The following is a 26,542-nucleotide window of genomic DNA, read 5'->3' on the forward strand; positions in this document are numbered from 1 at the left end:
AACAAAACCTGCCGAATGGACAAATAACCAACAAATCTTCAAGTATTGGGTGGATATGCTGCTATTTTTCTCACTTCGGCTGGTAAGTTTGGCATATGTAGAAAGGATGTGCAGGAAATTCTATAGATCGAATAGCCTTAAGAAAGGGCGCTTTAAAACTTTTACATATATAGATGAGTATGTCCGGTGCAGAGAAACGGTTCAAGAATAGGGAATGGCGACTCTTGAACCGTAGAACTAACATGGCATAAAAGATTGAGAATGTAGGAACTGTCGGACTAAGGATTATCCGTAGAACTTTTTGAACCCTTGGTGCCCTCTGCTGTTTCTTGTTCCTTTTCATGCTCTCCATCACCCACAATATGGGCTACTTTTAGCTTTCTCACGGTACGAATAGTGATCACAGGCCCCGAGATGGCGTAGAGATAAAAACCAATGCAGAGAATTAAAGCAGGCTGAACCGAAACCACAACAAATACGCCCACAACGAATAGAATGGCGATAAAGTTCACTTTGCCGCGCCAGTCAATCTCCTTGAAAGAGTGATAACGGAAATTACTCACCATTAATAAGCCCGTGATTGCAGTGATCAATCCGGCAATCCAACTGATATTTTTGCCATCAAGATTATATTGATTCCCAAGCCAAATGCTGCCAGCAATAACCGCAGCGGCAGCAGGACTTGCTAAACCTTGGAAGTATCGTTTATCCGCAACACCGACTTGAGTATTAAATCGAGCAAGCCTTAATGCAGCACCTGCGCAATAGATAAACGCCGCCAACCAACCGACTTTGCCTAAATCCGCTAAGGCCCAATTATAGGCGAGTAATGCTGGAGCCATGCCAAAGGACACCATGTCCGCCATACTGTCGTATTCGGCACCAAAGTCACTTTGAGTATTCGTCAACCTTGCCACTCGTCCGTCAAGACCGTCACAGATCATAGCTACAAAAATCGCGATCGCAGCGGCTTCAAAGTTGGCATTCATTGAGGCAATCACAGCATAGAAACCGGAAAACAAGCCTGCGGTCGTGAATAAATTAGGCAGTAAATAGATACCTTTATTCTTTACTGTTTGATTAGAAGAATTTTGCATACACTTATAAAGCTATGAACTGGAATGAAAGTAGGCTTCAAGATAGCATATTTTACTATCATGTCGATGGTGCCCTTAGGGATGATGTTTATGTTAACGAAAACAAATTTGAACGCGGTATTTTTAGGTTTTGTATGTCTAGTGCTATTTACACCTTCCGTGTTTGCGGGTGTCATTTACACTTGGGTTGATGAAAATGGTGTCACCCATTACAGCCAACAACCACCGACTCAGGAACAACAAGCGCAGCAGCTGAATAGCAATGATCTTGAACCGAGTAAAATTGGCTATATAGCTCCCATTAAAAAGGAAGCGCCTCCTGAAATGTCTGAGTCCGAAAAATCGGCGGCTTTAATTAAAGAGAAAGATGCCAAGCAAGCAGAAGCAATTTGTGAAAACGCTAAACATAATTTAGATGTGTTAACGACCCATACAAAACTCACCCGCCAAGAAGACGGTAATAAAGAACCTGTCGCGATGACAGAAGAAGAGCGCCAAGCAGCCATTACAGAGAATCAACAGCGGATCAAACTATTTTGCAATAAAAAATAACGCCCAGAGTTTGTAATAGGCGCCACTAAAAATCTTGATGGCAATGCCACACTATTACTAACCGCTATTTTATCTGTAACCGATATAGGCAAAAAAAAACCGAAGTCCAAGACTTCGGTTTTTTGTTTAAGTTAAGCAGCATTATGCACGGCAAAGATTGTCGTAAATTATTGCTCGAATACCAGCTCACGACCAGCGCAACTGACCTTGATAGGTTTGCCGGGCAGTAACTCGCCACGCAGTAATTTTTGCGCTAATGGATTTTCCATCTCTTGCTGCAAGGCTCGTTTCAGAGGTCTTGCACCATAGACTGGATCGAAACCAATTTCGGCAATCAATGATAATGCCTCGTCGGTGATCTCCAGCGTATAGTCTTTCTCTGCCAAACGCTTACGCAATGAAGCAATTTGGATAGAAGCAATATGCTTGATATTTTCTGCATCCAAGGGATGGAATACCACAGACTCATCGATCCGGTTTAAAAACTCGGGTCTAAAGCTATGGGTCACCACATTCATCACCGCGCTCTTCATTTCGCTATAACTTAAGTGACCGAATCCTTCTTGGATAATGTCAGAGCCTAAGTTTGAGGTCATGATGATCACCGTATTTCTAAAGTCGACGGTACGGCCTTGACCATCGGTTAAGCGGCCATCATCCAGCACCTGCAGCAAGATGTTGAACACGTCTGGGTGCGCCTTCTCCACCTCATCGAGCAGAATCACTGAATAAGGCTTACGGCGAACCGCTTCAGTTAAATAACCGCCCTCTTCATAGCCAACATATCCAGGAGGAGCACCAACCAAACGTGAAACAGCATGTTTTTCCATAAACTCTGACATGTCGATGCGCACTAAGGCCGATTCTGTATCGAATAGGAACTTAGCTAACGACTTACACAACTCGGTTTTACCCACACCAGTTGGTCCTAAGAACAGGAACGAACCAATCGGACGGTTAGGATCGGCAAGCCCTGCGCGGCTACGACGAATCGCATTAGCGACCGCATCCACAGCTTCGTTTTGGCCAATCACGCGCTCATGCAGTGCCACTTCCATTTGTAACAGTTTTTCACGCTCGCCTTCAAGCATCTTAGAAACCGGAATACCCGTCGCCTTTGATAACACTTCGGCGATTTCTAAGTCAGTAACTTTATTGCGCAGCAGTGTCATATCCTGCATTTCAGCTTGCGATGCCAAGTCCAATTGCTTTTCAAGCTCTGGAATACGGCCATATTGCAGCTCGGACATACGCGTTAAATCACCGGCGCGGCGCGCGACTTCTAAATCCATCCGCGCTTGCTCAAGGTCGGCTTTAATATGCTGAGTACCTGCCAACGCCGCTTTTTCGGTGCGCCAGATTTCATTAAGCTCCGACGCCTTAGCCTCAACTTCATGCAACTCGACACGTAAATGTTCGAGTCGACGACGGCTCGCCTCATCGTTTTCTTTGGCCAATGCCTGCTCTTCCAGTTTCAACTGGATAGCACGACGCTCCAATCTGTCGAGGGATTCAGGCTTGGAATCCATCTGCATACGGATGCTCGATGCCGCCTCGTCAATTAAGTCGATGGCTTTATCGGGTAATTTACGGTCCGACACATAACGGTGTGACATGGTCGCCGCCGCTACGATCGCCGGATCGGTAATTTCCACATGGTGATGCAGCTCATAACGCTCTTTCAAGCCACGCAAAATCGCGATGGTGTCTTCAACACTTGGCTCATCCACTAATACTTTTTGGAAACGACGCTCAAGGGCAGCATCTTTTTCAATATATTGGCGATACTCGTCAAGAGTCGTCGCCCCAACGCAGTGGAGATCACCACGGGCCAAAGCAGGCTTTAACATGTTACCCGCGTCCATAGCGCCATCGCCTTTACCCGCGCCCACCATTGTGTGCAACTCGTCGATAAAGAGGATCACTTGGCCCTCTTCCTGCGCCAGCTCGTTAAGCACGGCTTTTAAACGCTCTTCAAACTCACCACGATATTTAGCGCCAGCAATCAATGCGCCCATATCTAAGGATAAAACACGTTTATTTTTAATCCCTTCAGGGACTTCACCGTTCACAATGCGCTGAGCAAGACCTTCAACAATCGCGGTTTTACCCACGCCAGGCTCACCAATCAGCACTGGGTTGTTTTTGCTACGACGTTGCAGTACTTGAATGGTGCGGCGGATTTCATCGTCACGGCCAATGACAGGATCGAGTTTGCCCTGCTCGGCACGTTCAGTAAGATCAACGGTAAACTTTTTCAGCGCTTGGCGTTGGTCTTCCGCATTAGGATCATCCACATTCTGACCACCACGCATTTGCTCAATGGTTTGTTCCATTAGCTCTTTGGTCGCGCCGGATTTTTTGAGGCATTGTGCTAGCGCATCGCTGCCCTCAAGCGCGGCAAGAACGAACAACTCACTGGAGATATATTTGTCTTTGCGCTTTTGCGCCAACTTGTCGCACAGGTTTAATAAACGAATTAACCCTTGGGATAATTGTACATCGCCGCCAGTGCCTTCGACCTGCGGTAGACGTTCAAGCTCTTGGCTCAAGAGCGAGCGCAGCGCACTCACCCGAATACCTGCTTGGGTTAATAAGGGATGGATAGAACCAGAATCCTGGTTGAGCAGCGCCATCATCAAATGTAGCGGTTCGATAAACTGATGATCACGCCCAAGTGCTAACGACTGGGCATCTGAGATGGCAAGCTGAAATTTATTAGTCATACGATCGAGTCGCATACAGCCTCCTAAAACTCACAAATAAGGTACAGCATTTTGTTAGTTAAAAGATGGGGGCTATTTGACCAATTTCAAGCTAGATGGCTAGAAATAAATACAAATTATAGGGGAATAAACTTAAGACTTAAGCCAGATCAAGGAAGCCATACGACCAGTGATTTTATCGCGGCGATAGGAGAAATAATCCTGGTTCAATACAGTGCAAATATCAGCGCTGTAGATCTGTGTAATACCCAGTTGCTTTAAGCGTAATTTGGCTAATCCGATAATATCGGCGATGTATTTATCGCCTCGCGCAATAAAACAACTTTCCGCATTAGGATCTTTTGCCATAAAGGCGGCACGCACTTCGGCGCCAACTTCAAAAGCGCTAGGGCCAATCGCGGGTCCTAAATAGGCAATCAGCTCACTCGGTTTAGAGGCAAACTTAGCCACACTTGCCTCAATCACCCCATCACACAGTCCGCGCCAACCAGCATGGGCAGCAGCAACTTCAGTCCCTAGTTGATTACACAAAAGCACCGGCAAGCAATCAGCGGTCATCACTACGCAAACCCGTGCAGCGAGGTCAGTATAGCTGGCATCAGCGACCAAAGGTGGCGTATTTTGCAATGCCACACACTCTGATTGAGCGTCTTGAGTAAGATTAATTGGGACGATATCGGCCAAATCAATCACTCGAGTACCATGGACTTGCTCCAACCACACAGGCTCAGTCGCAAGCTGTAACTGCTGTGCTAGTAAGCCACGATTAACCAATACTTGCTGCGGTATGTCACCCACGTGCAACCCTAAATTCAGGCTATCGTAGGGGGCAAGACTCACGCCGCCATGGCGATCTGTCATTGCAATTGCCACATTGTCAGGTACTGGCCAATCGTGGTTCAACATCAGTTAGTACTCAATCGGGTGTTCTAAAGTGTCTTGACGCAGTGCTTTAGTCAAAATCACCATATCTTCTGGGATCGGCGCAGTCCAGCTCATGATTTCACAGGTCACAGGATGCGCTAATTCCAATCGCACCGCGTGCAGTGCTTGGCGTTTAAAGTTCTTCAAAATCTCGAAAAACTCAGGACTTGCTGCTTTCGGTGGTTTTGGACGGCCACCATATACAGGATCACCCACCAACACATGGCCGATATACGCCATATGCACACGAATTTGGTGAGTACGTCCAGACTCTAAACGTAATCTTAAACGGGTATGATTACGGAATTTTTCCGCCACACGATAATGGGTCACCGCGGGTTTACCCGAATGATGCACCGCCATATGGGTACGTTTTGTCGGATGACGGCCAATCGGCTCATCGACAGTGCCACCCGCCGTCATAGTACCGAGGACAATCGCCTCGTACTCACGGGTGATTTCTCGGGCTTGCAATGCGGCCACTAAATGGGTTTGGGCTTCAACCGTTTTGGCCACCACCATCAAACCTGTGGTGTCTTTATCCAAACGGTGCACAATACCCGCACGTGGCACGTGCTCAATATTAGGGCAATGGTGCAGCAATGCGTTCATCAAAGTACCGTCGGCATTACCTGCACCAGGATGCACCACTAAGCCAGCTTGTTTATTGATGACTAAAATATCATCATCTTCATAGACAATATCCAGCTCAATTGCTTGCGCAGCCGCATGCACTTCTTCTTCGAGCGTGGCGTTAATTTCGATTTGCTGCAGCTCAAAAACTTTTTCGCGCGGCTTGTTTACCATTACGCCATCAACATAGACTGCATCAGATAGGATCCATTCCTTGATGCGCGTGCGCGAGTAATCAGGGAACAACTCAGCCAGTGCTTGATCCAATCTCAAACCAGTTTGTGTTGCCGAAATCTCGCTTTTTAGATTAATCTCTTGTGTCATAGGAACCGTATCCCCATTTTGGGGTCAAAAAATGTGTGCTATCTGTTACAATCGAATGCTTTCTATTTTATCGTGAAATGGAAAAATTCTTAACTACAACTTATAAAGAATTGAATTCAAGTATGTATAAATTCTCCAAAGGCTTAACCTTAGTCCTATTTTCACTAGCGTTATCAGCCTGTAGTAGCAGTCCTGAAGATAACGATATTGCCGCCAAAACCTCACCTGACGAGCTTTATTCTCAGGCAAGAACCTCCATGGAGCTTGGCAATTACTCTAAAGCTGTCCGTTCATTGGAGGCGCTAGACTCTCGCTTCCCGTTTGGACCACATAAAACTCAGGTTCAATTGGATCTGATTTATGCTTATTACAAAATGGACGATGTTGCCTCTGGCATTGCTAACATTGACAGATTCATCCGTCTCAACCCAACGCACCCCAATATCGACTATGTCTACTATATGCGAGGACTCGTCAATATGCAGGCGGATAGCTATCTTTTCCACGATATGTTGAATATCGATAGAACCGATCGTGATCCGAAAAATGCCCAAGATGCCTTTAAGGATTTTGACCGTCTAATCAAAACCTACCCCAACAGCAAATATGCCGCTGATGCACAAAAACGCATGTTATCGCTAAAAAACCGTTTAGCAAGATACTCCATTCAAGTTGCTGAATACTATATCAAAATGAACGCTTGGAGTGCTGCGGCTGTTCGTGCACAATCAGTGTTAGAAACATATCCCGGCACTCCGTCAACTGAGCGAGCACTGGAGATTATGGCAGAAGCTTATGGTGAGTTAGGTCAGAACCAACTGAAGCAAAACGTGCTAATGGTAATGCAAGCTAACTTCCCAAACAATGAAATATTATCTAACTAAATAGAAATGCCCCTTTTAAAGGGGCATTTTTTCGTCTTCTACGGACATTTTTAACGTTTATCCCCTTTAAGTGGCACTGAGTATTTTCTCTTGTCATTCCCGCTAGGACTCAATAAATACTCGATTCGAGTAAAACTTACCCAACCGCATCACTTTTTACATTATTTAGTAAAAATCAGTTGACTCAAAAGCCGAAAAGCCTTTAAATTGCGCCCGTCGCCCGAATAGCTCAGTCGGTAGAGCAGAGGATTGAAAATCCTCGTGTCCCTGGTTCGATTCCGGGTTCGGGCACCATCTTTAAGTTGGTTGCCTTAGCGACCAGTGTTAAAGGATTGCAATTAAAGTACAGTGCAGGTGTGGTGGAATTGGTAGACACGCCAGCTTCAGGTGCTGGTGCCCTTACGGGCGTGGAGGTTCAAGTCCTCTCACCTGTACCAAATTGCGATTCAACTTAATTCGACAACCTGTCGAATACCAATGCAGATGTGGTGGAATTGGTAGACACGCCAGCTTCAGGTGCTGGTGCCCTTGCGGGCGTGGAGGTTCAAGTCCTCTCATCTGTACCAACATAAAGACCTCGCTAAGCGAGGTTTTTTGTTTCTGCAATTTTATTTCCTTAAATCACCAACCTCATTTGGCATATTTGCTATAACTATTCATACAGACTCATCATGGACTGCTCGAGCTCTGCCTAAAAGCCTCCCTGAATATACTGAGGAAATCCATATGAATGGTCTTCAAATAAAACAAAAAATGTTTATTGGCATTCTCGTGCCGCTCCTAATGCTAGTAACCATTGGTTTTATCGCCATTTATATGATGGGAAAAATCGAATATGGCGTCGAGCGTATCTATAACGACAGAGTGGTTCCTTTAGACGATCTTAAGGTTATCGCTGATAAATATGCCGTTGATGTAATTGACGCGATCAATAAAGCCAATGCTGGCGGATTTAGCGCTTCGCAAGCGGCTAATGCGCTTGAAAATGCCAGCAAAACGATCAATCAGTACTGGCCCAAATACCTTGCAACTGAACTTACCCAAGAAGAATCTCGACTTGCACAACAAGCTGAACAGTTATTTTCACCAGCTAATCAACAAGTTGAGCTACTCATTTCATATCTTAGGGGGGGGAATGGCGATGTAGCTTACCAACTGAATGACAAAATATTACCGCTTTACCAAGCAATCGATCCGATAAGTGGCAAAATATCAGAACTTATCGCACTACAAATCAAAATTGCAGGTCAGGAAAGAGCTACCGCTAACGAGATTTATCACTCATCGATTGCCATCTTTGCCACTCTTGCAGGGCTTGCAATGCTGATCAGTATTTTGATTGGACTTTGGGTTAATCGCAGTGTGATGAATCCCATCAATGATATTGTGCGCAATTTAAAAACGATCCGCCAAGACTCCGATCTCACAGTTAAATTCCGTACTTTTAATGATGATGAACTCGGACTTATTTCGACTAGCCTCACTCAAGTTATTGAACATTTGAGAGGGATTTTGCACTCCATCGCTGAAGCAGCAAATACGGTTAATAGCTCCGCGACCGAGCTAAGTAGTTTTACTCAAGAAACCAATAAACGCATGCAACAGCAACAAGCTGAAACTGAACAAACTGCAACAGCAATGAATGAAATGACGGCGACTGTGGCAGAGGTCGCGCAGAGTACTTCAGCCGCTGCGGATTCGGCAAAGGATGCGGATACTTATGCGGCGAATGGTAACCGTATCGTTATTGACTCAATTAGCAGCATGTCTCAACTTTCAGAACAAATTCAAAAAACGGCGCAAGTCATTGGCTTTTTATCCAATGAAAGCCAAAGTATTGGTCGAGTTTTAGATGTGATAAAGAGTATTGCCGAACAAACCAACCTATTGGCATTAAACGCTGCGATCGAAGCTGCTCGCGCAGGCGAGCAGGGTCGAGGTTTTGCCGTTGTCGCCGATGAAGTCAGAACGCTAGCTCAACGAACTCAAAAGTCCACCCAAGAAATTGAAGCGATGATCGCAACGCTACAAAAAGGGGTTAAAGAAGCAGTTAATGCAATGGAAGTTGGTATCAAACAAGTCGATGATGCCAATAATAAAGCCAATGAAGCAGGTCAGGCCTTAAAAGAAATTGTAGCTTCAGTAGATAACATTGCTGAGCTCAACGCCCATATTGCGACTGCAGCTGAAGAGCAAAGTAGTGTGGCCGAAAGTATTAACCGTAGCATTATTGCGATCAGTGATATTACCGATGACTCGACTCGCTCAGCACATGAGCTCAGCGAGTCTGTTATAAACCTAACCAAACTGGCTAGCAGCATGCGTAATCAAGTCAGTGCATTCAGGCTCTAACACATTTTCACTGGCACAGCCGTAGCCGTGCTGTGCCAGACTAATGTTATCCTTACGTGTTTGTTACAGCGTCCTTCAAACAATCGTATGCCGAGGTGTATTGACGTTTCAGGATTATTTTTGCAACCCTTTGGTTCACGATCTATGCAAGATAAAGTCCCCGCAGTATCGCTATTTTACTTAACCTAATGAGCGAGCCAGAACGAAATTTAATCTCAAAACGTCAACATACTCTTAGGGATTATGTTTTTAAGTGCATATCAGCGCTTTATGCACCATCTCGAGTTACTTCATTTTTGAATGATAGATAGAGGCGACTTCTTGTGCAGTCAACATCCGGCTATCACCAGGGCTTAAGTGTTTATCTAGGATAATCTCACCAATGGAAAGGCGGTGTAATCCCACCACTGGATTACGGAAACGACCAAACATCCGCTTGATTTGATGGTACTTCCCTTCCCTTAAAGTAACCTCTGCAATATGAGTGTCGAGGATAGTCAACTTTGCAGGCTGTGTGGTGATATCTTCAAAGCCAAAATACATGCCCTGCGCGAATGCCGCGACATAGTCCTCACTCAAGGGATTGGCTAAAGTCACTCGATACACTTTATCCACTTTTTGCTCGGGTGACATTAACGCCTCGGACCAACGACTATCATTGGTCAGTAACAATAAACCCGATGAGTTTAAATCTAACCGCCCAGCAATATGCAGCTCATGGCGAGCTTCGCAATCGAGTAAATCAATCACAGTGCGGTGCTCCTTGTCTTTGGTCGCACTCACTACCCCAACGGGCTTGTGCAACATCAAGTACACGGGCTGGTTGGCCTGTAAGACTTGCCCATCAAACACAATGTGGGAAAATTCATCCACCAGCAGATCGAGCGCTTTCGCAGGCGTGCCATCCACATATACTCGCTCCGCCAGCAAGAGTTCTCGCACGGCTTTACGGTGAATTTGTAACTTAACAGCTAGGTATCTATCGAGACGACCGCGTTTTGATTGCATCACACCATCCTGCTCTAAGATAAAGGCGCAATGCGATAGGCACAGCGACGAGCGCCGTCGATGATATGCTCTTCACGGCTTACAGTAGCAATATCGGCAAATAACTGCTGGAATTGTTGTAGTTCGGAGCGACAAAAATTTTGGCATTTCGTCGCTGCGCTGCAAATTGGACAATGATTCTCAAGTAACCAGAACACCCCATCCGCTTGTTCCTGCGTCGCCATATAGCCTTCGAGGGTACGTAACTCCACCAATTTAGTTAAACGGCTGGTAATATCCGTCATACCTTGCAACGCGCTGCGATACTGCTGCATGGCCGTTTGCTCCCTATGCTCAATCAGTTTATCCAACCCCTGATCACCAAATATCATTTTTACGGAATCAATCAATTGCAAACTAAGCTCACTGTGGCGATCGGCAAAGTGGGTTCTACTCTGCTCCGTTAATCCCCAATACCGGGTTGGGCGTCCGCGGCCTTCAACTCTGTCTTCAATATCGACATCACCCGCCTCTTCTAAGGCTTGCAAATGCTGGCGAACGCCCATAGTGGTCAACGCAAGCTCTTCCGCTAGGGTCTTAGCCGTTAACGGGCCATGCAATTTGAGTAATTGAATAATCTTATCAGTAGTTTTCATATGCGCTCTCCGCTCTTCGCCTCGGATTATCCCTCAATCGCCCACCTTTTAACAGAATAAATAAAGTTTTTTATTTATTTTATCCTTTACATGATTAAATAAAGCAATTACCTTATAAATAATTTATAAATAAATAGGTTTACATAATGAACTTACTCATCATCAGCACCAGCCAAAGAGCCCACTCCCAAAGCGCTAAAGTCGCGAGATACATAGCCGAGACCAGTTTTTTATCGCCCCATAGTGTCGGTTACGACGCTATCCATCACTTAGAACTTTGCCAGTTCAACCTGCCCTTTTGGGACGGTGAAGAAGACAACAAGGGCGAACATTGGCCTGAGATAGAGCAAAGAGTCGATGCTGCGGATGCCCTCGTTTTGATTACGCCCGAATGGGGTGGAATGGCATCGCCACTGCTTAAAAACTTCCTACTGATGTGTAGCCGTCAGGAAACTGCCCATAAGCCAGTGTTGCTGATTTCAGTTTGCAGCGGCATTAGCGGTGCTTATCCCATTGTGGAAGTCAAAATGAATGCACTCAAAAACAATAAATTAGTGCCGATTCCCGACTATTTGATCATCCGTAATGTCGAGAATGTACTCAACGCTACGCCCCAAGGTACGCGGGATATCGACCTCAGGGAAAGAGTGCAATATAGCCTGTTTATGTTGCATCAATACGCCCAAGCCTTAGCGCCGATACGCCAACGCCATATTCATCAACCCTACCCCAAGCAGCAGGAATACTGCTACGGTATGTAAGCAGCTTGGATGTGAATCACACTGACTAAAATCATTACAAGGAACGCATTATGATCCACTTAGAACACATCAACCTAGTCGTCGACGATATCCCTAAAGCACTCACGTTTTATCAAGCCGCCTTCCCCCATTGGCGTGTCCGTGGCGGAGATAAAGGGACTTGGTACGGCAAGCCGCGCAATTGGATTCATTTTGGCGATGATTATCAATACATTGCCTTTAGCGATAACGGTGAAGGGGAAAACCGCGACTTAACGGGTCATCAAATTGGCTTAGCCCATTTTGCTTTTGTCGTCAGTGATTTAGATGCAATCATCACCAGACTGACTCAAACAGGCTTTCCGATAGCAAAAGAGGGCATGGAAGATCCCTATCGCCGTAATATTTACTTTTTTGATGCCCATGGCTTTGAAGTCGAGTTTGTTGAGTATCTGAGTGATATTCCCGCAGAGCGAAACCGCTATTAAGCCATTCGCAAACTATGGTGCAGGAACGGGCGCAGGTACGATAACAGGGTATTTTGCGCCGTATCGCTACTGCGGACTTATCCCAAAAATCGTTACTTTACGCAGCTAACCCGCTAAACTAATGCGCTATCCAGCTTTAGATAATTAAACTTTTGATTAGTAAATAAGACATGACCACACCCTATTGTTATTCCACAACTTACATCTTAGATAAAGCGCATTTTGACGAGTGTTATACCCAGTCCGTCAAACCCGATCCCACTCTCAAACCTTACTATAAAGCCATAGGTTTCGGGCTCATTGGCATTGCGCTGATTTTTGCGGATGTCAGCCTCTATCTGGCCTATTTCTTTGTTGGGCTCGGGGTGATTGAAGCATTAAATGTAAAATACAACAAAGCGTGGTGGTTGATGCGGCAAATGATGAGCAAAGCCGCCAATAATGAAGTCACCCTTATCGTTGATGAGCAAGGTATCCACACAAAATCACAATATGTAAACGCTCAAATTCTCTGGACGGATATTTATCGTATTGTGCAAACGGATAAAGGATTCCTAATCACCCATAAAACAGGGACCAGCTATATCTCTAACCGTAGTCTAGATAATGCCTGTATTGCATTTATCCAAACCAAAATCTGATGTTGTAAGTTTTAATATTACTGACCCGTCAAAAATGCAAAAGGCTGAATGATTCAGCCTTTTGCATAAACTAAGAACTCAGTTAGACCTTAGCTTTAAGCTCGCCTATCGGTAAAATAGTGCGGCCATATTCATTATTAAGCACTTGCGCCATGGCAAAGTAAATTGCACTCGCACCACAGATAATCCCTTCAAAACCCGCGATGGTGCCAATAAGCGCACTGCCAGTAAAATCTCTCGCCGCCAGAAGGAAAAATAGAATCGTCAACGAAGCAAACACAAACTGCTTAGCCCTTGGATAACGTAGCGATCCCACAAACATAAAGGCTGTAAAAATTCCCCAAAGGGTTAAGTACCATCCCATAAAATAGGTTGGGCTCGCCGCAACCCCAGCATTTGGCATTAAAATAAGCCCAACTAAGGTCAACCAGAATAAGCCGTAAGAGGTAAAGGCGGTTGTACCAAAGGTATCACCACGCATAAAGCACATAATGCCCACGATAATTTGACCCAGTCCGCCATAGAAAATCCCCATAGCTAAGATCATCGAGTCAATCGGAAAGTACCCTGCATTATGAATGTTTAGCAGGATAGTCGTCATACCAAAGCCCATTAAACCTAATGGAGCCGGATTCGCCAGTTTTGTCGACACAGAAAGTCCCCAAAATGATAAGTAAATTTCAGTACAATAATTTGCACTTATAGTTCGATAAAAAGCGGCGAAGTTTAGATAACAACAAAGAAGATCACAATCTAAATCTTATAATCATAACAAATAAACAAATTTATCATTAAAATCATAAAGATAAGAAATTAATAAATAAAAAAACCTACAGACTAAAAATTAATCTCTTAAGATTCAAATATCTATAAAACATGGGTAAAAATAGTGCGCTAAATCTTATTTATAGGGCAATTTTGCTATAGTTCAAACTTTCTATACTCCCATCAACAAATGCACTCTCTAGCAATCCGTAAAAACCATCAAAAAGATTAACTTCATCTCATAAATAGACCAAAGTTGAGATAAGTCTATTTTTAAACATATTAATTACAAATATGCCGCTCAGGATGATGAAACTTAAGGGTGGTAAAAACGTCATAGTAAAATAAGCTCAGCTTGGTAGTGGAAAATCAGGGGGATTCGCGCGGTTTACGACGGATGAGATCGGCATTTTTGACTGGCTTAGGCATTTAAGCCTGCCCATAAAACAACCATGATAATTCGACAAAAAATAGCTTACAAAATGAGTGAAAAATTATTTATATCTAAAAAATAATAGCAATGATAAATTGCTATCTGTTGACGCAGCGGCATGATGGGAAACCAGTTAGGCTGTTGTTAACTATCAATAACTAAAGGAAATAAAATGAAAACGTTATCAGCTGTTATCACCCTGTCGGCGCTAATCAGTTTTGCTAGCTTTGCCGATGAATCAACACTTCCTCCTGCACCTGCAAATGATATCGCTCAACTGACCGAAGTATGCCAACAGATGGCATCTGAAGATCAGATTGAAAATGCCGAGCTTAAACAATATGTCCTCGACTGCGTGAATGACCAGCTAACAGAAATGGGCTATCAGACACTAAAAGAACTCAACTGATCGGTTTTACTTCCTTTAGCTCCAGGCTGTAATCAGGTTTCATCGAGTCTTACGAATGCCATTCCGACAATGAATGGCATTTTATTTGCTGCACCAACCCAAATTAGTAACACTAGCGCCCAAAAAGCAAAACAGTATAAATACAACACACCAACGTCGACAAAAGCGCTAAGCAAGTGCATTTTATGCTTTTATGATGTCTTTCAATTGATTACGAGATCTACATATATGCTATTTGTATGATATCTGTATCATTTTGCATCCCTTCAGGTGAAAGCACTGTGGAATTAAGCATAAAATGCTAATCTGTTGCCCATTACCGACTGTCATTAAATCCGAACGCATATCATGTATCGAACATTATTAATCTTACTCACCGCGCTTAGCCTACCTTCTATTGGAATGGCCAAAGAACCGTGCGTCACTAAAGATGAATGTATTGAAATGCGCAACTGGGATTTAGGCGTGGCGGTCGGTTGGGGACAAAAAACCAACCCTCTTAGGGATTTTGATGATATTCCGGTCTTTTTTATCCCAACTGTAGCTTACTATGGTGATCATTGGTTTTTTGATAACGGTAACTTAGGCTATAGCTTAGTTGAGCAGCAATATTTCAGCGTCAACTTAGTGACCAGCTATAGCATGGATAGAGCTTATTTCTATCGCTGGGACCCTTCGAATATCTTTTTGGAGCGAAGTTCACAGGATGGGGCGAGAATGCTCTCGACCAAGACAGTTCTCAGCAGTGAACCCGAACCCGTGTTTAATTCCTTAGAATCGCGTAACTTTACGTTATTAGGTGGCGCTGAAGCATTTATTTATACCCCATTAGGCGTAGTTAGGTTAGCCTACACCCATGATATGTTTGATGTGCATCAAGGCGCTGAAGCGCAAATTAAATGGACCTATGGTTGGCATTTAACCCGCTGGGTAATGGATATGTCACTCGTATTTGATTGGAAAAGTACCAACGTCGTCGACTATTACTATGGTGTACGCCCGAGTGAAAATGATTATTGGAGCAAACATTACCATGCTGATGCTGGCTGGAATAAAGGGGTCGAAATGACAGCCCGTTATATCTTAACTGATAACTGGGATATGCTCTTTGCGTTCCGCTACACACAAATTGCAGATGAAATAGCCGCCAGTCCCTTGCTCAATCAAGACTATAGCAGCACTTATTTTATTGGCGCAGCGTATAGGTTTTAACAAGAGTGACGCCCCTTCATATTAGGATGCTATGCATATTCGGTCTAAGCGTTAGCTTAATGGGACCGACCCATGCACTTGCCGCTCCAAATGAAGAGTCAAAATTAAAACTGACCCCTGAAATCTGTATCACGGGGGATGAAAACCAAGCCTGTGAAATCCGTGTAGACTTGCAGTGGCAACTCGCTAAAAATGAGCTGGTTTGTATCTTATCTGACAACAATGCCTATCCTAAATGGTGCAGCGAATCGCTAGAACAACATGAAATAACATTGAATGTCAGTACGCTAAACGATATTCACTTTGTTCTGGTCAGTAAGGATACCAACCAAACACTGGCTGGAGCCAAATTAAAAATCACGTCGACCTCGCAGCCTCAGGTGCGCAGACGTTACCGTAACCCTTGGAGTTTATTTTAATGACGAATCCACAATCACCCCACAGAGTGTTATTGGTTGAAGATGATGTCCGTCTTGCGAATTTAATCGTAGATTATTTGAAATCCCACGGCATGCACGTTGAAGTAGAGCGTCGTGGCGACACAGTGTTAACCCGCTTAATCAACTATAAGCCTGATATCATCCTGCTAGACATTATGTTGCCAGGAATTGATGGCCTTAGCCTGTGCGAAAAGTTACCCGATTACTTTGCCGGCCCGATCCTGTTGATGAGTGCCTTAGGCTCAAGCGAAGATCAGATCAAAGGACTAGAACTCGGTGCAGACGACTACGTGGTTAAACCCGTTGATCCTGCCCTGCTGGTTGCCCGTATCAACAACCTATTACGCCGCCAAAACCAACCGCCTCAGGCCGAATCCCATTGCCTGACTTTTGGTAAACTCAGTATCGATCCCCATACCCATGCAATTCGACTCGACAACAAAGAAGTCGACCTCACCAGCCATGAGTTTGAACTCCTGTGGTTACTGGCATCACAGGCAGGACAAGTACTGAGTCGTCAATATATCTATCAATTACTGCTCAATATTGATTTTGATGGTAAAGACAGAAAAATTGATGTGCGGATCTCAAGACTTCGCAAAAAGCTCAACGACAATATTGAGACCCCCTTCAGAATCAAAACCGTTTGGGGACAAGGCTATCTCTTCGCCCCTGAGGCCTGGAACAACTAAGAACTCCCGTGAAACGTCTCTTTATCAGCTTATATTTACTGCTGAGTCTCAGTTTTCTGGGCATAGGCTGGACACTGGACAGCCTATGGAAGAAAAATGTAGATGAAAATAATCCCTTAGATGCTCCTCTGGTTGCATTTGCCCAGCTGTTGACTCAGCTTCCAGAGGAGAGTCGCCACGATTACTTAGAAGCACTCACAATCGATAATCAGCTGCCGTTAAATCTACTCAGTCCAGATCAAATTGCACTGGCGAAAGATCAAGTTCTGACGCCCAATCATGTAGTCACCACCACAACCAGTGAGGGCGAACAATTCCAGTTTATACAGGTAGGTGAACAAGTATTAATGGCGGGTCCTATTGAGATAGACCCCAGAGCCGATCTGCGTAATTTATTCACTCTGTTTTTCTATTTGTCACTCGCACTCGTCGCTTTGATTTGGGTTGGACCACTCTCGCGGGACTTAAGCATATTGCGTAAGGCCACAAAGGATTTTGGCGAAGCCAAATGGGACACTCGCATCAATCTCTCGAACCGCTCTCAGGTAAAACCCTTAGCCAATACCTTTAATGAAATGGCGCGACATATCAGCGCATTGATTGAAAACCAAAAACATTTGTCCAATGCGGTTTCCCACGAGATTCGCACGCCCCTTGCGCGACTTAAATTCGCCCTTGCCTTAATGCCCATGTACTGCCAAGCTGACTCTGACGAACAAAAGCGTCAGGATTTTCTCAATGAAATGCAGCTCGACATTAAGGAAATGGAAAACCTACTGCAAGAATTACTCACCTACGCCAGTTTAGAATCCCAGCGTGAAATGCCTCTAGATGAATACGATCTTATCACCTTGATTAATCAATCCATTAAACGTTTAAGTGCATTGAGTGAAACCCCAATAACCTTGCATACAGATATAGAGACCCTGCCCTTATTTGGCGAACCAGCATTGATTGAGCGAGCACTGCAAAATCTACTGACCAATGCACAGCGTTTTGCTCGCCATCAAATCTTGATTGAAGTCAGCCAAACCCAGCAACGGGTAACACTAAGTGTGAGTAATGATGGAGAGCCTATCCCTGAGGTGGATTTACCTAAAGTGTTCGAGCCCTTTTACCGCAGCCAATCGGTGCAAAATGGCAATAAGGGTCATGGTTTAGGTTTAGCGATTATCAAACGGATCATGCAGCGTCATCAGGGTGAGGTCAATGTCACCAGCCATCCAGCCCAGACGCGTTTCACCTTAAGCTGGCCGAAAAAGCGGCAAATTTAGCGCCTCTAGTTTGTATCATCTTATCAAAAAGGCTCATTGAGATTATTCGTCGAGAGCAAGATCGCCTAAATCTAACTCTGCAGCGGTCTGTGGCGCAAAATCAAGCTGTGGATTAAGCGCCGCTCTCTCCTGCTCAAGCGCTTGCTGACGCGCCTTATACAAGGCCAGCTCCCGCCGACGTTTCCGTTGATGACATAAACGGATCACATCATGTTTTTCGGCATCGGTAAAATGCAACCAATTAAACCGCTCATCACGACTGCGCAGGCAACCTTTACAATAGCCCCGCGCATCGGTTTGGCACACACCGATACAAGGGCTAGGAATATCGAAAAAGGCTAACTGTTCCATGATCTTGGGCTACTCTGCCAGTTTAAGTACGTAAAATGTGTGACCTTCTATACTTAACAAAAATCAAACACTTTTCACTAAATTACTTGCAGTCTTACTGTTAATCAAGGCACATTGAATACTGTTCGTACAATTTGGAGTGCAATGATGAGATACAAATACATCGCCAGTTTGTTCATCGCCACGGTCTTTTTAAGTGCTTGCAGCACTAAGCCGAAAAACGATTACGATCTCAATTATAACTTTAAGGCATTGCAGAGTTTCTCGCAGCTTGCTCCACAGCCCAACGACGATCCGCTCAGTGCCCAGCGTATTCAAACCGAAATCACCCAGCAATTAAGCCAAAAAGGCTTTACCGAAAATGCTTCTTCCCCCGATTTTAAAGTCGCCTATGGCTTACTGACCCAAGACAAGCCTAAAGACTCAGGTCTATCTATAGGCTTAGGCACGGGCAGTTTTGGCCGTTCTGGCGGCATTGGCATAGGCACCAGCGTTGGCGTGCCTCTTGGCAGTGACACAGCAAAAATTCAAACCATTCAAATTGATATTATCGATGCTAAAACCAATAAGCTGATTTGGCGCGGTACCGATAGTTTCGATTTTGATGCGGGCGGCGATAAAAAAGCCCAAGACACTGCTAAGGCGGTAAGTCGGATTTTGGCGCAATTTCCACCGCAGCCATAATCATTGGGCCATGATGATTTAAGCGATGCTTGAAACTATGAGAGCTTAAGCAATAAGTGATAAAAATGGGCGATACACGCCCATTTTTATTGCAGAAGAAATCCCAAATGCGAGGATCAGTGGATAAAACGCGGCTTAAGAAAATAGCCCAGATGATAGATAACGGTCGCCCCTATCGCACACAATCGCAACCACAACGGCCCCCGGATTCTGCCTCGCTATCTCAAGTGCCGCAAATACCGCGCCGCCAGAACTCACGCCAGCACAAATCCCCTCTTCTCGCGCTAAGGCTCGTGCCATGGTTTTGGCATCTTGCTCTTCTATATCCATCACGGCATCGACACGGGCGGCATCAAAAATACCCGGTAAATATTCTTGCGGCCAGCGGCGAATCCCTGGTATCGAACTGCCATCAGCGGGTTGTAGCCCGACAATGGTGATATCGGGGTTGCGGCTTTTTAGGTATTTCGACACACCCATAATGGTACCCGTGGTACCCATGCTGGAAACAAAGTGAGTGATCTTGCCTTCGCTCTGCTGCCAAATCTCTGGACCAGTTGTGAGAAAATGCGCATTCGCGTTATCTTGATTATTGAACTGATCCAGCACCTTACCTTTACCTTGTGCCTGAAGATCTAAAGCTAAATCCCGCGCGGTTTCCATATTGTCCACCAGCAGCAGCTCGGCACCATACGCCTGCATGGCATCTTTACGTTCTTGGGTCGAATTCGACGGCATAATCAGGATCATCTTGTAGCCTTTAATCGCTGCGGCCATCGCTAAGGCGATTCCTGTATTGCCACTGGTGGCTTCAATCAAGGTATCACCTGGGGCGATTTCCTGGCGAAGCTCCGCTTGGTTAATCATATTCAGTGCAGCACGATCCTTTACCGAGCCAGCGGGATTATTGCCCTCTAGCTTTAACAGTACCGTAGAGCTCCCGCAATCCAACCGTTGCAGACGAACTAGCGGCGTTTGCCCGATACAGGCTTCAATAGTCATAAAGTCAGACACAGGGTTTATCCTTTATTTGATAAAAGCGACTCGCATAGGGATATTTTAAGGGGCTTAGCCACAACAAACACGATGAATATCACCTATGGCATACAATTAATTGCTCATAGTTATTCAAAAAAGTTCTATTTACCTAGCTTTTTATAAGTAAAAACTTCAATTACTCTATCTCTATACCCTGACACAGTTGCCAGATTAAGGAGCACAAAATGCCAGTAAAATTCACTAAGGCCCTGCTAGGAACCCTATTACTGGGCGCTTCCCTCAATGCCGCAGCCGCCGATCAGACCTTACTTAATTCCTCTTACGATATCTCACGGGAATTATTTAGTGCCTATAACCCAGTATTTGCTAAACATTGGCAAGAAAAAACCGGTAAAACGGTTGAAATCAAACAGTCTCATGCAGGTTCTTCAGCGCAGGCTCGCTCGATTCTGCAAGGCTTACCCGCGGATGTGGTGACTTTTAACCAAGTCACCGATGTGCAAATTCTGCATGACCGCGGCAAGTTGATCCCAGAAAACTGGCAACAACTGCTGCCTAATGCCAGCTCACCTTACTACTCTACCATCGCGTTTTTAGTGCGTAAGGGCAATCCAAAGCAAATCAGCGACTGGAATGATTTAGCCAAAGATGACGTTAAGTTGGTGTTCCCGAACCCAAAAACCTCAGGTAATGCGCGTTACACCTACTTAGCAGCCTTAGGTTATGCCCAGAAAAACTATGGAAAAGATAATCAAGCCTCATTAGATGAGTTTTTGAAGAAGTTCCTCGGTAACGTTGCCGTATTTGATACGGGCGGCCGTGGTGCAACCACGTCGTTTGTTGAACGTGGCATCGGCGATGTGTTGATCACCTTCGAATCTGAAGTTAACAATATTCGTCAGCAATATGGCGCCGATGATTACCAAGTTGTCGTGCCTAAAACTTCGATTCTGGCAGAATTCCCCGTTGCCGTAGTAGAGAAAAATGCCAAGCGTAACGGCACGCAAGAATTAGCGACCGAGTATTTAAACTATCTTTACAGCGAAGAATCACAACGTTTGTTAGCCGGATTTAACTACCGCGTTCACAACGAGAAAGTGGTTGCCGAATTTACCAAACAGTTCCCTGCGGTTGAGTTAATGACCGTTGAGCAAATCATTGGTAACTGGGACAACGCGATGAAGACCCAATTTGCCAATGGCGCTAAACTGGATCAGTTATTAAAGCGTTGATCATCCGCTTGGGTACCTAAGTCATCAAACCTACAACCCGGGCAATGTCCCGGGTTTTGTGGTTATATCGCAATAAAGATAAACATCAGCAGTCTTTATCGCGATTGAGCAATAACGTGCTAATGGCATAATAATATTGGATTAACTCCATTAACCTTATCGGGTGGTTATTCAGTGATATTTAATAATGGGCGCTTACGCCACAAGCGGGTTTTGCCGGGGTTTAGTATCAGCCTAGGTGTGTCTTTGCTGTTTGTCAGCTTGATTCTTTTACTCCCCACCACAGGCCTGATTATGCAAACCAGCCAGATGAGCTGGGCCGAGTATTGGGGCGTGATTACCGATCCCCGCGTACTAGCAAGCTACAAAGTCACTATATTGTCGGCACTGGCCGCCTCTCTATTTAACTGTCTTTTCGGGCTATTACTCGCTTGGGTATTGGTTCGTTATGAGTTTCCAGGTAAACGCCTCCTCGACGCCTTAGTCGATTTACCCTTTGCCTTACCCACAGCCGTCGCGGGTATTACCTTAGCCACTCTCTATGCTGAAAATGGTCAGATTGGTAGCCTATTGGCCGAAATTGGCATCAAAGTGGCCTACACGCCATTGGGGATTGTGGTCGCGATGATCTTCACCAGCATTCCCTTCGTGGTACGCACCGTCCAGCCCGTATTGGAAGAGTTATCCAACGATGAAGAAGAAGCTGGCATGACCTTAGGCGCAACCGATAGCGCGGTGTTTTGGCGGGTGATTTTGCCCTCACTGTGGCCAGCTTTAATGGTTGGCACGGCACTGTCTTTTACCCGCAGTCTTGGAGAATTTGGCGCGGTGATTTTTATCGCCGGTAATATGCCCTACATCAGTGAAATCACCTCATTGATGATCTTTGTTCGCTTACAGGAGTTTGATTTTGCTGGCGCAAGTGCCATTGCATCTATCGTGCTGATAACATCTTTACTGCTGTTACTGCTGATTAACCTGTGGCAAGCGCGTTATTTACGCCGTATTCACGGCCGATAAGGAGCCACCATGAACTCATTTAAACCTTTAAGAGTCGGTGAAGCGCCCCTTATCAAATGGAGCCTAATCACCCTAGCAGTCTTCTTGGCCATGGTGTTATTACTGCTGCCGTTAGTCAGTATTTTCCAGCAAGCCTTTGTCGGTGGCTGGGAGCGTTATATCGAGCATCTGAGCCAACCCGACTCACTCCACGCCATTGGGTTGACCCTTATGGTCGCGGCGCTCACCGTGCCGATAAACTTAGTGTTTGGTGTCATGCTCGCTTGGAGCGTGACACGCTTTGAGTTTCCAGGGCGTAAGTTACTCATTACCTTGATTGATATCCCCTTTGCCGTATCGCCCGTGGTCGCAGGCTTACTCTATCTACTACTTTACGGCAACAGCGGCTGGCTTGGCGCTTGGCTGTTTGAGCACGATTTACAGATCATGTTTGCTTGGCCGGGCATTTTATTAGTCACCATTTTCGTGACTTGCCCCTTTGTTGCCCGAGAATTAATCCCCTTGATGCAGCAACAGGGTGCATCGGAGGAAGAAGCAGCGGTCATCCTTGGCGCCTCATGGTGGCAACTGTTTCGCCGCGTGACTCTGCCCAATATCAAGTGGGCACTGATTTATGGGGTGATCCTCACCAACGCTAGGGCCGTGGGTGAATTTGGTGCCGTTGCCGTGGTATCTGGCAATATCCGTGGTGAAACCAACACCTTACCTTTGCATGTGCAATTACTTTACGAAGATTATCAGGCCGAAGCCGCCTTCGCGAGCGCGTCACTGCTTGCCTTGATCGCCCTATTTACCTTACTGCTAAAAGCCTTAGTAGAGTGGCGCCAACAACGCAGCTTATCCGCCAATGACAACCAAGAGCAGAGCCAATCATTATGAGTATTCGTTTAACTAATATTTCCAAAAAATTTGGCCAATTTCAGGCGCTCTCGCCGCTAAATCTGGATATTCAAGAAGGCGAGATGATAGGTCTTCTCGGCCCTTCCGGCTCGGGTAAAACCACCCTATTGCGGATTATTGCTGGCCTTGAGGGCGCAGATAGCGGCCAAATCCATTTCGGTAATCGCGATGTGACCCAAGTGCATGTGCGCGACCGCAGAGTTGGGTTTGTTTTCCAAAACTATGCCCTGTTCCGCCATATGACGGTCGCCGATAACGTCGCCTTTGGACTCGAAGTCATTCCGAAAAAACAGCGCCCGTCAAAGGCCGAAATCCAAAAGCGCGTCAGCCATTTACTCGAAATGGTGCAACTTGGCCATCTAGCACAGCGTTACCCTGAGCAGCTCTCGGGCGGACAAAAACAGCGTATCGCCTTGGCCCGCGCCTTAGCGACTCAGCCCGAAGTACTGTTACTCGATGAGCCCTTTGGCGCCCTCGATGCCAAGGTGCGTAAAGAGTTGCGCCGCTGGCTACGCAGCCTTCACGATGAGCTGAAATTCACTAGCGTGTTTGTAACCCATGATCAGGACGAAGCCTTAGAGCTTTCCGATAGAGTAGTGGTAATGAGCAACGGCCATATTGAGCAGGTCAATACCCCTATTGAGTTGTATGCCCAACCCAATAGCCGCTTTGTGTTTGATTTCTTAGGTAACGTCAATCGGTTTGAGGCAAGCTGGCAACAGAATCGTTGGACCAATGGTGACGCCTTCTTAGTGCCTCCTGAGCAAGCGCCACTGCAACAAAACGGCGCGCTCTATGTGCGTAGCCATGAGCTGGCACTGGCGGATAAACCCAATAGCCAAGCCCATATTCCTTTTACCATAGTGGCGATAACACCGGTTGGCGCAGAAGTGCGTGTCGAACTGGCACCTATCGGCTGGCAGAGTGAAGAACTGTGGGAAGCCACCTTTACCCACCACCATCTGCAAGAATTGGGGCTGCAAAAAGGCAGTGTGGTCTACGCCACCCCAAGAACGGGTTATTTCTTTGCTGAACAAGGTGATGGTTCGCCTATCCGTCAAAGCTGGCCCTTCCTGCCGCCGGGCAGCTTAGTCTTCGATATTTAATCGCAGCCAGCATTCACCTACTGCATACAACAAAAAGCGCTGACAGTCTTGTCAGCGCTTTTTGTTAACTCTAGAACAGCTTAAAACCAAATCCAAGCAAAGTGGTTAGATTCCCCCCTACTAGTGACCATCGAAGAACAAGTAGTTTAACCAGCCCTGCATCCGTAGCAGCACTTTGCGCATCACAGCGACATGGTGAAAATGTTCGCTATACACAGCCACTTGTCCCGCTACTCCAGCTGGGAATTGACGGCGTATCGCATCGTCTTCAATATCGATTAATACGATAACCCGCCCTGTTTGGAATAGCTGATTGGAAGATTGCAGCGTGCCATTCATCTGGATCTCACCCTCTGCCATCGCAGGGAGTACCTTAGCGACTTTGCCCTTAAACACTTGTCCAGGCGCCGCATCTAATACCACTTCGGCCTCATCGCCCTCCTGTAAACGCAGCAGCGAATTTTGCCAGAATGCACCGGCAAAATACCGCTGTTCATCGGGGATAAAACTCATCACCGGCCGTAAAGGTAAGGGAACCGCCATCGCCCCTGGACGCAGCGCCATTTGGGTGACAATACCATCGGCGGGCGCCCGCACAACAGTTTGCTCGAGATTATACAGTGCGCTTTCAAGATCACCCTGTAGTCCGGCAACTTTAGAATTAACCCCATCCACATTGGACTCATAGGCAAGACGTGCACGTAACTCTTCCGCTCGCGCCGCAGTAAGTTGTGCTTCAGAGGCTAAATACAATTGTTGTTTATTGTCTAATTCCAGCGCAGTAAAAGGCGAGTTCGCCCCACCTTTACGATGGCCTTGTTCATAACGGTCATAGGCTGACTTATTGCGATCTCTATCTGCGGCAACTCTCGCCACATTTGCCTTAGCGGTTTCCAATGCAGCCTCAAGTTGTGGCACCTCTTGCTCCGCTGCTAACAACGCTGCTTTTTTAGTTTTAACAACAGCTTCATAGGGCGTTGGATCGATGCGAAACAGCACATCCCCATGTTTAATCGGCGTATTAGGTTTGACATCAACAGAAGTCACTATGCCTTTGACAGCAGGCGTAATGGGAATAGTCACATAGTATTCCCGCGCAAAACGTGAATAGGGATGGTTGTAGTTCATTATCAGCAACAGCGCCCCTATAAGAATCACGCCTCCTAATACGGCGGTTGGCACTGTCCATTTGTTCATCGGGATCTTAAAGACTTTAAAAATCACAATACAAAAGGAGGCATAGGTTAATATCAATAGTAAATCCATGTTATACCTCGGCTTTTGGGCTTACGACAGTGGAAGTTGCAGCAATGGTCTCAACGCTTGCTGCTGCCGGAGTGGGAATAGGCGCCGATTCAAGTTGCTCAAGCTTTGCCTGTAAGGCCATGACTGTTTCCCTTAGCGCTTTAACATCATCCTCCAATGCCTGCTCGCGCTTCATCACAGTGCTAAATCCCCAGCCTCGGTCCTCTCGATACAAGGTCGCCCAAATCCATAAAAAAGGCCAAATTGCATGTAACGTGAATAAACTTACCCAGCCCGCAATATGCAATGCATCCTGCTGGGGATGATTGCGCTTTTTCGCAATTTCATAAGGGATATCGTGAATGGCAATCACGCCATAAAAAATCACCACAACGACAAAAAACAAAATACCTAAGGCAAAATAATCCAGAAACATGCTCAGCTCCCACTCCCTTCCCATTCCTTATTTCGGTAAAACATCCTTTACCAAAATCGCTCTTTGCCACACAGTGTCTTTCAATTTGAGACACCATATAGTTCTACACCAGAATGACAAATTCGCAACAAAACCATCCAAATAGCTTGATCAAAAACACAATGGTTTATTGCGATGCGACAAATGGCATCCAAGGAAAGGCGGCCAGTGTCGATAAATTGCTATCGCTAAGATATGAATTATGGCTTGCCAAATACGGCAAGCGACGAGACTGGGATAGCTCAAAAACCTAGGCCTTTATGTCTTGTATCGAAATGAGGCTAGCGAGAGTGGGCAACGC

27 protein-coding genes and 3 tRNA genes are annotated in these 26,542 nt (G+C 45.7%); 19 read left to right on the forward strand and 11 right to left on the reverse strand.

The features are described 5' to 3' along the window. Nucleotides 1-278: 278 nt before the first annotated feature. Nucleotides 279-1,097 carry a CDP-diacylglycerol--serine O-phosphatidyltransferase gene (gene pssA / locus L976_RS13065; RefSeq protein WP_047537335.1) on the reverse strand — a complete coding sequence of 273 codons (819 nt, stop codon included), beginning with the start codon at nt 1,095-1,097 and terminating at the stop codon, nt 279-281. Between the two features lie 90 nt (nt 1,098-1,187). Between pssA and L976_RS13070 the strand changes: the two genes are divergently transcribed. Next, nucleotides 1,188-1,649, forward strand: a complete 462-nt coding sequence (locus L976_RS13070) for a DUF4124 domain-containing protein (RefSeq protein WP_052184070.1) — start codon at nt 1,188-1,190, stop codon at nt 1,647-1,649. Between the two features lie 167 nt (nt 1,650-1,816). On the opposite strand, the gene clpB is transcribed toward L976_RS13070, so the two are convergent. The 3 genes from clpB to rluD all read right to left on the reverse strand — a co-directional run bounded on the left by clpB (nt 1,817) and on the right by rluD (nt 6,256). Continuing rightward, on the reverse strand, nt 1,817-4,390 hold the full coding sequence (gene clpB, locus L976_RS13075; RefSeq protein ID WP_037421313.1) for an ATP-dependent chaperone ClpB: 2,574 nt from the start codon (nt 4,388-4,390) through the stop codon (nt 1,817-1,819). Between the two features lie 117 nt (nt 4,391-4,507). Next, the gene (pgeF, locus tag L976_RS13080; RefSeq protein ID WP_047537338.1) at nt 4,508-5,281 is read right to left on the reverse strand and encodes a peptidoglycan editing factor PgeF; all 774 of its coding nucleotides are present in this window, start codon (nt 5,279-5,281) and stop codon (nt 4,508-4,510) included. A 3-nt stretch (nt 5,282-5,284) separates the two neighbouring features. Continuing rightward, nucleotides 5,285-6,256 carry a 23S rRNA pseudouridine(1911/1915/1917) synthase RluD gene (gene rluD / locus L976_RS13085; RefSeq protein WP_011073400.1) on the reverse strand — a complete coding sequence of 324 codons (972 nt, stop codon included), beginning with the start codon at nt 6,254-6,256 and terminating at the stop codon, nt 5,285-5,287. Between the two features lie 122 nt (nt 6,257-6,378). On the opposite strand from rluD, the gene L976_RS13090 reads away from it, so the two are divergent. From L976_RS13090 to L976_RS13110, 5 genes are all read left to right on the forward strand, one after another. Further along, on the forward strand, nt 6,379-7,140 hold the full coding sequence (locus tag L976_RS13090; protein WP_037421317.1) for an outer membrane protein assembly factor BamD: 762 nt from the start codon (nt 6,379-6,381) through the stop codon (nt 7,138-7,140). A gap of 218 nt (nt 7,141-7,358) precedes the next feature. After that, nucleotides 7,359-7,434 (forward strand) — tRNA-Phe (locus L976_RS13095). A 56-nt stretch (nt 7,435-7,490) separates the two neighbouring features. Further along, nucleotides 7,491-7,577: transfer RNA gene (locus tag L976_RS13100), tRNA-Leu, on the forward strand. A gap of 42 nt (nt 7,578-7,619) precedes the next feature. After that, nucleotides 7,620-7,706: transfer RNA gene (locus L976_RS13105), tRNA-Leu, on the forward strand. A 160-nt stretch (nt 7,707-7,866) separates the two neighbouring features. Beyond that, entirely contained in the window at nt 7,867-9,492 is a 1,626-nt protein-coding gene (locus tag L976_RS13110; protein WP_047537341.1) for a methyl-accepting chemotaxis protein, read from the forward strand. A gap of 285 nt (nt 9,493-9,777) precedes the next feature. Here the strand turns inward: L976_RS13110 and L976_RS13115 are convergent, their stop codons facing one another. Together L976_RS13115 and L976_RS13120 are read right to left on the reverse strand one after the other, a co-directional pair. After that, nucleotides 9,778-10,500, reverse strand: coding sequence for a pseudouridine synthase (locus L976_RS13115; protein WP_047537344.1), 723 nt, complete (start codon nt 10,498-10,500; stop codon nt 9,778-9,780). 14 nt (nt 10,501-10,514) lie between these two features. Then, nucleotides 10,515-11,135, reverse strand: coding sequence for a helix-turn-helix transcriptional regulator (locus tag L976_RS13120; protein WP_047537346.1), 621 nt, complete (start codon nt 11,133-11,135; stop codon nt 10,515-10,517). Nucleotides 11,136-11,281: 146 nt separating this feature from the next. Between L976_RS13120 and L976_RS13125 the strand changes: the two genes are divergently transcribed. From L976_RS13125 to L976_RS13135, 3 genes are all read left to right on the forward strand, one after another. Further along, nucleotides 11,282-11,896: an NADPH-dependent FMN reductase gene (locus L976_RS13125; protein ID WP_037421328.1), complete on the forward strand. Its 615-nt coding sequence runs from the start codon at nt 11,282-11,284 to the stop codon at nt 11,894-11,896. Between the two features lie 50 nt (nt 11,897-11,946). Continuing rightward, nucleotides 11,947-12,363: a VOC family protein gene (locus L976_RS13130; protein ID WP_047537349.1), complete on the forward strand. Its 417-nt coding sequence runs from the start codon at nt 11,947-11,949 to the stop codon at nt 12,361-12,363. Nucleotides 12,364-12,533: 170 nt separating this feature from the next. Further along, nucleotides 12,534-13,004: a YcxB family protein gene (locus tag L976_RS13135; RefSeq protein ID WP_037421331.1), complete on the forward strand. Its 471-nt coding sequence runs from the start codon at nt 12,534-12,536 to the stop codon at nt 13,002-13,004. Nucleotides 13,005-13,086: 82 nt separating this feature from the next. On the opposite strand, the gene L976_RS13140 is transcribed toward L976_RS13135, so the two are convergent. After that, nucleotides 13,087-13,656, reverse strand: a complete 570-nt coding sequence (locus L976_RS13140; protein WP_047537352.1) for an acetate uptake transporter — start codon at nt 13,654-13,656, stop codon at nt 13,087-13,089. Between the two features lie 718 nt (nt 13,657-14,374). On the opposite strand from L976_RS13140, the gene L976_RS13145 reads away from it, so the two are divergent. The 5 genes from L976_RS13145 to L976_RS13165 all read left to right on the forward strand — a co-directional run bounded on the left by L976_RS13145 (nt 14,375) and on the right by L976_RS13165 (nt 18,229). Then, on the forward strand, nt 14,375-14,611 hold the full coding sequence (locus L976_RS13145; protein ID WP_037421337.1) for a hypothetical protein: 237 nt from the start codon (nt 14,375-14,377) through the stop codon (nt 14,609-14,611). Nucleotides 14,612-14,959: 348 nt separating this feature from the next. Continuing rightward, nucleotides 14,960-15,823: a MipA/OmpV family protein gene (locus L976_RS13150; protein ID WP_037421340.1), complete on the forward strand. Its 864-nt coding sequence runs from the start codon at nt 14,960-14,962 to the stop codon at nt 15,821-15,823. Nucleotides 15,824-15,849: 26 nt separating this feature from the next. Further along, nucleotides 15,850-16,242, forward strand: a complete 393-nt coding sequence (locus tag L976_RS13155) for a DUF3019 domain-containing protein (RefSeq protein WP_081990918.1) — start codon at nt 15,850-15,852, stop codon at nt 16,240-16,242. After that, on the forward strand, nt 16,242-16,955 hold the full coding sequence (locus L976_RS13160) for a winged helix-turn-helix domain-containing protein (RefSeq protein ID WP_011073412.1): 714 nt from the start codon (nt 16,242-16,244) through the stop codon (nt 16,953-16,955). The genes L976_RS13155 and L976_RS13160 overlap by 1 nt, the downstream gene beginning before the upstream one ends. Nucleotides 16,956-16,963: 8 nt before the next feature. After that, nucleotides 16,964-18,229: an ATP-binding protein gene (locus tag L976_RS13165; RefSeq protein ID WP_047537354.1), complete on the forward strand. Its 1,266-nt coding sequence runs from the start codon at nt 16,964-16,966 to the stop codon at nt 18,227-18,229. 42 nt (nt 18,230-18,271) lie between these two features. Here the strand turns inward: L976_RS13165 and L976_RS13170 are convergent, their stop codons facing one another. After that, nucleotides 18,272-18,580 carry a DUF1289 domain-containing protein gene (locus L976_RS13170; RefSeq protein WP_037429746.1) on the reverse strand — a complete coding sequence of 103 codons (309 nt, stop codon included), beginning with the start codon at nt 18,578-18,580 and terminating at the stop codon, nt 18,272-18,274. Nucleotides 18,581-18,727: 147 nt separating this feature from the next. Here L976_RS13170 and L976_RS13175 point away from each other — a divergent pair, with 147 nt between their 5' ends. Continuing rightward, a complete protein-coding gene (locus tag L976_RS13175) occupies nt 18,728-19,264 on the forward strand; it encodes a DUF4136 domain-containing protein (protein WP_037429744.1) in 537 nt (178 codons plus the stop codon). 135 nt (nt 19,265-19,399) lie between these two features. Here the strand turns inward: L976_RS13175 and cysM are convergent, their stop codons facing one another. Then, nucleotides 19,400-20,278, reverse strand: a complete 879-nt coding sequence (gene cysM, locus L976_RS13180; RefSeq protein WP_047537357.1) for a cysteine synthase CysM — start codon at nt 20,276-20,278, stop codon at nt 19,400-19,402. Nucleotides 20,279-20,487: 209 nt separating this feature from the next. Here cysM and cysP point away from each other — a divergent pair, with 209 nt between their 5' ends. The 4 genes from cysP to L976_RS13200 all read left to right on the forward strand — a co-directional run bounded on the left by cysP (nt 20,488) and on the right by L976_RS13200 (nt 24,521). Beyond that, nucleotides 20,488-21,495, forward strand: coding sequence for a thiosulfate ABC transporter substrate-binding protein CysP (gene cysP, locus L976_RS13185; RefSeq protein ID WP_047537360.1), 1,008 nt, complete (start codon nt 20,488-20,490; stop codon nt 21,493-21,495). 174 nt (nt 21,496-21,669) lie between these two features. Continuing rightward, nucleotides 21,670-22,515, forward strand: coding sequence for a sulfate/thiosulfate ABC transporter permease CysT (cysT, locus tag L976_RS13190; RefSeq protein WP_037421358.1), 846 nt, complete (start codon nt 21,670-21,672; stop codon nt 22,513-22,515). A 9-nt stretch (nt 22,516-22,524) separates the two neighbouring features. Further along, on the forward strand, nt 22,525-23,394 hold the full coding sequence (gene cysW / locus L976_RS13195; RefSeq protein WP_037429736.1) for a sulfate ABC transporter permease subunit CysW: 870 nt from the start codon (nt 22,525-22,527) through the stop codon (nt 23,392-23,394). Further along, nucleotides 23,391-24,521, forward strand: coding sequence for a sulfate/molybdate ABC transporter ATP-binding protein (locus tag L976_RS13200; RefSeq protein WP_037421366.1), 1,131 nt, complete (start codon nt 23,391-23,393; stop codon nt 24,519-24,521). Before cysW ends, L976_RS13200 begins: the two co-directional genes overlap by 4 nt. Nucleotides 24,522-24,641: 120 nt before the next feature. Here L976_RS13200 and L976_RS13205 read toward each other — a convergent pair whose 3' ends face one another. Both L976_RS13205 and L976_RS13210 read right to left on the reverse strand, forming a co-directional pair. Then, nucleotides 24,642-25,787, reverse strand: coding sequence for an HlyD family secretion protein (locus tag L976_RS13205; protein ID WP_047537363.1), 1,146 nt, complete (start codon nt 25,785-25,787; stop codon nt 24,642-24,644). A 1-nt stretch (nt 25,788) separates the two neighbouring features. Continuing rightward, nucleotides 25,789-26,202, reverse strand: coding sequence for a DUF3302 domain-containing protein (locus tag L976_RS13210; RefSeq protein ID WP_037421373.1), 414 nt, complete (start codon nt 26,200-26,202; stop codon nt 25,789-25,791). Between the last annotated feature and the right edge of the window lie 340 nt (nt 26,203-26,542).

The organism is Shewanella sp. ZOR0012 (assembly GCF_000798835.1).
In the GTDB taxonomy this organism is placed as follows: domain Bacteria; phylum Pseudomonadota; class Gammaproteobacteria; order Enterobacterales; family Shewanellaceae; genus Shewanella; species Shewanella xiamenensis.